This is a genomic window from Longimicrobium sp., assembly GCF_036388275.1.
GTDB lineage: Bacteria > Gemmatimonadota > Gemmatimonadetes > Longimicrobiales > Longimicrobiaceae > Longimicrobium.
This window is the reverse complement of sequence record NZ_DASVSF010000102.1, coordinates 100,061-106,557: the sequence shown is the minus strand read 5'-3', so window position 1 is coordinate 106,557 and position 6,497 is coordinate 100,061. Positions and strand designations below refer to the sequence as shown.

The 6,497-nt window shown below is 71.6% G+C and carries 8 protein-coding genes; all 8 read right to left on the bottom strand.

Going from position 1 to position 6,497, the window contains the following annotated elements; translation table 11 throughout:
* Positions 1–213 (bottom strand): hypothetical protein (locus VF632_RS22860; RefSeq protein ID WP_331025248.1); only part of this gene is annotated, 213 nt, incomplete at its 3' end.
* 171 nt (positions 214–384) lie between these two features.
* Complete coding sequence (locus VF632_RS22855; protein ID WP_331025247.1) at positions 385–843, bottom strand: hypothetical protein; 459 nt, start codon at positions 841–843, stop codon at positions 385–387.
* A gap of 151 nt (positions 844–994) precedes the next feature.
* On the bottom strand, positions 995–1,720 hold the full coding sequence (locus tag VF632_RS22850; RefSeq protein ID WP_331025246.1) for a hypothetical protein: 726 nt from the start codon (positions 1,718–1,720) through the stop codon (positions 995–997).
* 209 nt (positions 1,721–1,929) lie between these two features.
* Positions 1,930–2,445, bottom strand: coding sequence for a preprotein translocase subunit SecG (gene secG / locus VF632_RS22845; protein WP_331025245.1), 516 nt, complete (start codon positions 2,443–2,445; stop codon positions 1,930–1,932).
* Between the two features lie 70 nt (positions 2,446–2,515).
* Positions 2,516–3,283: a triose-phosphate isomerase gene (tpiA, locus tag VF632_RS22840; protein WP_331025244.1), complete on the bottom strand. Its 768-nt coding sequence runs from the start codon at positions 3,281–3,283 to the stop codon at positions 2,516–2,518.
* Positions 3,280–4,482: a phosphoglycerate kinase gene (locus VF632_RS22835; RefSeq protein WP_331025251.1), complete on the bottom strand. Its 1,203-nt coding sequence runs from the start codon at positions 4,480–4,482 to the stop codon at positions 3,280–3,282. The genes tpiA and VF632_RS22835 overlap by 4 nt, the downstream gene beginning before the upstream one ends.
* 17 nt (positions 4,483–4,499) lie before the next feature.
* Positions 4,500–5,507 (bottom strand): type I glyceraldehyde-3-phosphate dehydrogenase, encoded by a 1,008-nt coding sequence (gene gap / locus VF632_RS22830; protein WP_331025243.1) that lies wholly within the window; start codon positions 5,505–5,507, stop codon positions 4,500–4,502.
* A 53-nt stretch (positions 5,508–5,560) separates the two neighbouring features.
* A complete protein-coding gene (locus VF632_RS22825) occupies positions 5,561–6,334 on the bottom strand; it encodes a hypothetical protein (protein ID WP_331025242.1) in 774 nt (257 codons plus the stop codon).
* Positions 6,335–6,497: the final 163 nt, after the last annotated feature.

The following is a 6,497-nucleotide window of genomic DNA, read 5'->3' as shown; positions in this document are numbered from 1 at the left end:
CGGCGACAGCCCCGGGGCCCAATCGATGTCCTCGTCACCCGCCGTGGCGGTGCCGGGCGTGGTGAACCAGGACGTGGTGTACGCTCCACCGCCATAGATGCCGAGCTCGAACGCGCTCGCGCGCCGGGCCATCATGTCCTGGGCCCGCGCTTCCCCTGCCGTCCCTGCCGCCACTACGGCGCCGGCAAGGGCGGTTGTCAGCAATCGCTTCATGGAGTCTCTCCGAACCGGGTGTGCATCGCTTCCTACGAACCATCCATGTGACCATCCCACCGTCACGACCCGGGGGACCGGCAGCCCTCGAGGCTGCTCCCCCTGGCAAACGTTGCGCGTTTGCCGCTGACACCTCCTGCGCCCGTGTGAAGGTCCCGGCCCGGGACCGCGCTAAAAAGCCTTGAGGATGCCGCCCATGACGGCCCCGTACACCACGTGCCCCGCCAGCACCGCCCACGGCGTGGCCTTGCCCCAGTGCAGCCCGTAGCGCCCGGGGGGCGGAAGCCGCCCCTCTCGCACGCACGCGCTGACCCGCCCTAGCAGGGGCAGTGCCACCGCGACGGCAGCGCCGTTCAGGAAGCCGACGACGGTTCCCGTTCCCCACCCCGCCCCGCCCAGCACGCCCATCATCAGGGCGTACACCCCGGGCACCAGCAAAACGCCGAGCGCGAGGAAGAGAAGGAAGCCCACCGTTTCCGTCAACGGAACGTTCGGCTCGCGGAAGAACAGGCAGCCGAGCTGGGTGGTGGGGCTGAACCGCGTCCACTCGAAGCTCCGGAACAGCCAGAACACGCAGGCCGACAGGACCGTGGCCACGAAACCCGCCCAGATGATGGCGCTCCAGGACAACCCAGCCTCCCCTTCCGCGTCCGCTCGGGATGGCGCTTCGGTGCGCCGCCCCGCCCTGTTCCCCACCGGCCGCCGCGCCCTCGCGGCGCGGCCGGCCGTCGTGCCCCGCTACCTGACGCTCATGCCGCGCGCCGGGTCACTCGCGCTGCCGCTACGACGCCGCGCCGGTGGCGGGCGGCGTGGCGTCCACGGTCGTGGCCGTCGTCGTGGTGGCGGCCGTCGTGGCCGCGCGGCCATCGGTGTCGCGCCGCGGCACGCGCGCGGGCTCCAGCGCCGGCAGCACGTCGTCGGCCACGATGCGCAGCGCGCGGTTGAAGATGACGTCCGACACCCCCTCGGGGATGGTCATCACGTCCAGGTACAGGTCTACCGCCTCGTGCAGCGGAACCTCTTCGGCCAGCGCCTTGCCGAACACCAGGGCGTTGTTCACGTGCGTCTCGAAGAGCGAGTCCTCGGCGCGCGCGGCCGCCAGGTTGATGCGCTGGCGCAGGTCGTCGTGCACGCGGCCCTTGATGCGGCGGCGGACGCGCGAGAACACGGCGTCGAAGCGCCCGCCGTCCTCGCCCGGACGATGCGCGAGCTCGTCGTCCTCGTCGTCCTCGAGGTCCAGGTTCAGCTCTTCGGCCTCGGTGAGCCCCGTGCGCCGGCCGATGGCGGCCAGCGCCCGGCTGCCCACGTTGCGCGCCTGTTCCGGCGTAAGCCGCAGGATGCGCGCGTAGATGTCGAGGGCGCTGTCGAAGGGCAGCTCCTCGTGCACCAGGTCTACCAGCGCCAGTACGTGGCGAACGTGCGTGGAGAGCAGCCGCTCCTGGCAGACGGCGGTGGTAAGGTCCACCTGCCGCTGCATCGCGCGCGAGATCTTCCGAGTCAGGGCCACGGGCTGCGTCTCCGTTCTTCCGAGTGTGCAGGCCCCGGCGTCATAGTCCCAAGAGAACCGACGTTCCGCGTACCGGGGCGTTCGCGGTGGCGCGGAAGCAAGTTCCATTCCCCCTTCGGTGCTGGGGCGAGGGTCCGGGGGCGGAAACGCAAACGGCCCCCTCCCGGAGTACCGGGAGGGGGCCGTCGGGGCGAAGCGTTCGTCCAGCCCTACGGCTGCGGCGTCGTGGCCGGAGCGGGCGTGGTGCCCGCGGCGGGTGCCGGGGTGCCGCCCGCCGCCGGGGCGGGCGCCGTTCCGGTGGCCGGAGCCGGAGCGGCACCGGTCGCGGGCGCGTTCCCCGTCAGCGGGTTGGGCGTGCCGGTGGCCGGGGCGCCGGTCGCGGGGGCGCCGATCGGGCCCTGCTGGGCGCCGGGAAGCGCCGGGGCCGTGGGCGCGGGCGTCGTACGCCCGCCGCGCTGGAACTCTTCCTGGAGGATGGACGACGAGCCCGCGGGGCGCGACGACAGGATCGACAGGCAGAAGGCCAGGAACATGAACGCGCCGCCGCACCACCAGCTCATGCGGGTGAGCAGCGTGGCCGCCTGGCGGCCGCCGAACAGCGAGTCGGAGCCGCCTCCGCCGCCGCCCATGGCCGCAAGGCCGCCGCCCTTCCCCGCCTGCAACAGCACGACGGTAAGAAGGACCAGCGCGTCGATGATCAGCAGGGTCAGCAGGAACGTGAACACGGATGAGCCCGAATACTGGCGGAAGATTGCGACGGAGAATCGTCTAAATTGAGGGCGAAGGGCCGCGGTGTCAACCCGCGGCCTTCACGATCCGGGCGAATCCGGCGGCGTCCAGGCTCGCTCCGCCCACGAGCACGCCGTCCACGCCGGGCTGCGACATCAGCTCGGCGGCGTTGTCGGGCTTCACGCTGCCGCCGTACAGGATGGGCACCGCGTCCGCCGCCTCGGCGCCGTACGCGGCGCGCAGCCGCTCGCGAACGGCCGCGTGCATGGTCCGCGCGTCGTCCGGCGTGGCCGTTACCCCCGTGCCGATGGCCCACACCGGCTCATAGGCGATCACCAGCTCGCCCACCTCGTCCGCGCGGACGATCTCCAACACGGGAGCCAGCTGCTCGGCGACGACGGCCTCGGCGCGCTCCGCCCGGCGCTCGTCGATGGTCTCGCCCACGCAGAGCACGGGGACCAGGCCGGCGTCCAGCACTGCGCGCACCTTCCTGGCCGTTTCCTCGCTCGTCTCGCCGAAAACGTGGCGGCGCTCACTGTGGCCCACGAGCACCAGCTCCGCCCCGGCGTCCTTGGCCATGCCGACGGAAAGCTCGCCTGTGAAAGCGCCGCTTTCCTCCCAGTACACGTTCTGCACGCCCAGCCGCACGTCGGGCCGGCCCTGCAGCGCCTCGCGCGCGGCGGCGAAGGAGATGGCCGGGGGAAAGAAGGCGATGGTGCGATCGTCTCCCGGCTCGGCGAGGTTCAGGAAGTCGGCGAAGAAGCGGGCCGCCTGCGACGGCCCGTGGTTCATCTTCCAGTTGCCCGCCAGGATGGGCTTCCTCGGCGCCGTCACGAGGCCACCGCGTTGTTCAGGGCGGCCACGCCGGGGAGCTCCTTGCCTTCCAGGAATTCCAGCGAGGCGCCGCCCCCGGTGCTGACGTGCGACATCCGCGCTTCCAGCCCCAGCTCCGCCACCGCCGCGGCCGAGTCGCCGCCGCCGATGATGGTGGTCGCGCCGCGGTCCGTCGCCTCCGCCACCGCCTCGGCGACGCCGCGGGTGCCGGCGGCGAACTCCGCGATCTCGAACACGCCCATCGGCCCGTTCCACAGCACCGTGCGCGCGGTGGACAGGATGCGGCGGAACTCCTCCACCGTCTTCGGGCCGACGTCGAGGACGGACTGGTCGGACGGGATGGACTCGCGGGCGACCGTCTGCGTGGTCTGCCCCGCTTCCAGCTTGGGCGCGACGACGGCATCCACCGGGATTACCAGCTTGTCGCCCGCGGTGGCCAGGAGCTCGCGCGCCATGTCGACCCGGTCGTCTTCGACGAGCGACGTGCCCGTGGCGAGCCCCATCGCGCGGAAGAAGGTGTTGGCCATCGCCCCGCCGATCAGCAGGTGGTCGACCTTGGGGAGCAGGCTGCGGATGACGTCGATCTTCCCCGAGATCTTCGCGCCGCCCAGGATGGCGACGAACGGGCGCTCGGGCTCGGCCAGTGCGCCGCCCAGGTACTGGAGCTCGCGGTCCATCAGCAGGCCGGCGACGGCGGGCTTGCCGTACGCCTTCATGGCGATGGCCACGCCCGCCGTGGACGCGTGCGCCCGGTGCGCCGCCCCGAAGGCGTCGTTCACGTACACGTCGCCCAGGGCGGACATTTCCTCCGCCAGGGACGAGTCGTTCTTTTCCTCGCCGGGGAGGAAGCGCGTGTTTTCCAGCAGCAGCACCTCGCCGTCCTGCATCAGCGAAACGGCGCCGCCGGCCTGGAGGCCGACGGTCTCCTCGACGAAGCGGACGCTACGGCCTTCCAGCAGCGTTTCCAGGTGCGCGGCGACGGGGCGCAGCGACATCTCCGCGTTCGGCTTGCCCTTGGGGCGGCCGAAGTGGGCCAGCAGGACGACGCGCGCGCCGCGCTGCAGGAGCGCATCCAGCGTGGGAAGGGTGCTGGTGATGCGCTTGTCGTCGGTGATCCGCCCGTCCTCGATGGGGACGTTGTAGTCCACCCGGACGAGGACGCGCTTGCCGCGGACGTCCTCGTCCTTGAGGTCGGCGATGGTGGCCTTGCGCTGGCTCACAGCTTTTCGCCCATGAAGCGGGCCAGGTCAACGCAGCGGCAGCTGTAGCCCCACTCGTTGTCGTACCAGGCGACCACCTTCACCAGGCCGGCCACCACGCTGGTGGATGCCGCGTCGATGATGGAGGACGCCGGGTTGCCGGTGTAGTCGATGGACACCAGCTCCTGCTCCTCGTACGCCAGGATCCCCTTCAGCGGCCCCTCGGCGGCGGCGCGCAGGGCGTCGTTCACCTCGGCGGCGGTCACCGTGCGGCCCAGCTCGCAGGTCAGGTCCACGACGGAGACGTCGGGGGTGGGCACGCGCACGGCCATCCCGTCGATCTTTCCCTTCACCTCGGGAATCACCAGGCTGGTGGCCTTGGCGGCGCCCGTCGTCGTGGGGATCATCGACAGGGCGGCGGCGCGGGCGCGGCGCAGGTCCTTGTGGGGGAGGTCCAGGATGTTCTGGTCGTTGGTGTAGGCGTGGATGGTCGTCATCAATCCACGCTCAAACCCGAAGTTGTCGAGCAGCACCTTGACCACGGGGGCCAGGCAGTTGGTCGTGCAGCTGGCGTTGCTGACCACGTGGTGGTTGGCCGCGTCGTACTTGTCCTGGTTGACGCCCAGCACGATGGTGATGTCTTCACCCTTGGCCGGCGCGCTGATGATCACCTTCCTGGCGCCCGCCTCCAGGTGCTTGGCCGCGCTCGCCCGGTCGGTGAAGCGGCCGGTGGACTCGATGACGATGTCGACTTCCAGGTCGCGCCACGGCAGGGCCGACGGGTCTTTTTCGGCGTAGACGCGGATCTCGTCGCCATCCACCAGCAGCGAATTCTCGCGGGCTTCGACGGTGCCGGGGTACTTGCCGTGCACCGAGTCGTAGCGCAGCAGGTGCGCGAGGGTCTTGGTGTCCGTCAGGTCGTTGACGGCCACGAAATCGATGTCGGTGGCCCCCGCCTGCTTGGCCGCGCGGAGGACGTTGCGGCCGATGCGGCCGAACCCGTTGATGGCGACGCGAATGGGCATGTGCTCGCTCGTGTGGTGAATATGGAAAAAAATCGGCGGAGCGCCGGGCTTTCTCAGCCCAGGCGCTCCAGCTCCGGGATGACGCGCGCGAAGGTCGCGACGCTCACCACGCGCGCCCCCGCCTCCAGCAGCGCCTGCGAACATGCAAGCGCCGTGGCACCCGTGGTCCACACGTCGTCCACGAGCATCAGGTGCTCGCCGCGAACCCGTGGCGCCTGCCTGGCGGGGACGGAAAAAGCGCGCGCTACGTTAGCCCGGCGTTCGCTGGGATGCAAGGCCGTTTGCGTGGCCGTGGCGCGCGTTCGCTCCAGCAGTTCCGGGGCGGCGACGCGGCCCGTGCGCGCGGCGAACCCGGCGGCCAGCAGCGCCGCCTGGTTGTAGCCGCGCTCCCGCAGCCGCGCCTTGCTGGTGGGCACGGCGACCACCAGCCGCGCCTCGTCGCTCACGTCGCGCGGCCAGGTGATGCGGGCCATCCGGGCGGACATGGGTCCCGCGGCGGCTTCCCACCCCTGGTACTTGAGGGCGTGCACCAGGTCGCGCGGGACGTCGTCCATCACGTACGCCGAGCGGATGGAGCGGACGGCCGCGGGCCAGTCGCCGCACGTGCGGCACTTGGGGCGCGGGTCTTCGCGCGCCGGCACCGGCCCCCAGCATCGGTCGCACCGCGGCGCGGGGAGGGGGCGGCAGCGCGCCCAGCACACCTGGCAGACGACGCGGTCCGGGAGCGTCGTGGGGACGGGCGCGCGGCAGGAGACGCAGACGGGCGCGAACACCAGGTCCAGCGCGCCGGCCCAGGCGTCGCGCGCGAGCTGCGGGATGATGAGCATCGGACGGGATGCGAGTAGACGGAGTGAACAGCCCCTGAATGGTACGCGCCGCCCCCGTCCACGCAACCCCGGGCATCCAGTATCCAACGCGGGAAAAGGGGCCGGACCCCTCTCGGAGGTCCGGCCCCTCTTCTGCTTCGGCGCGGCAAGCCGCTCGCTGCCG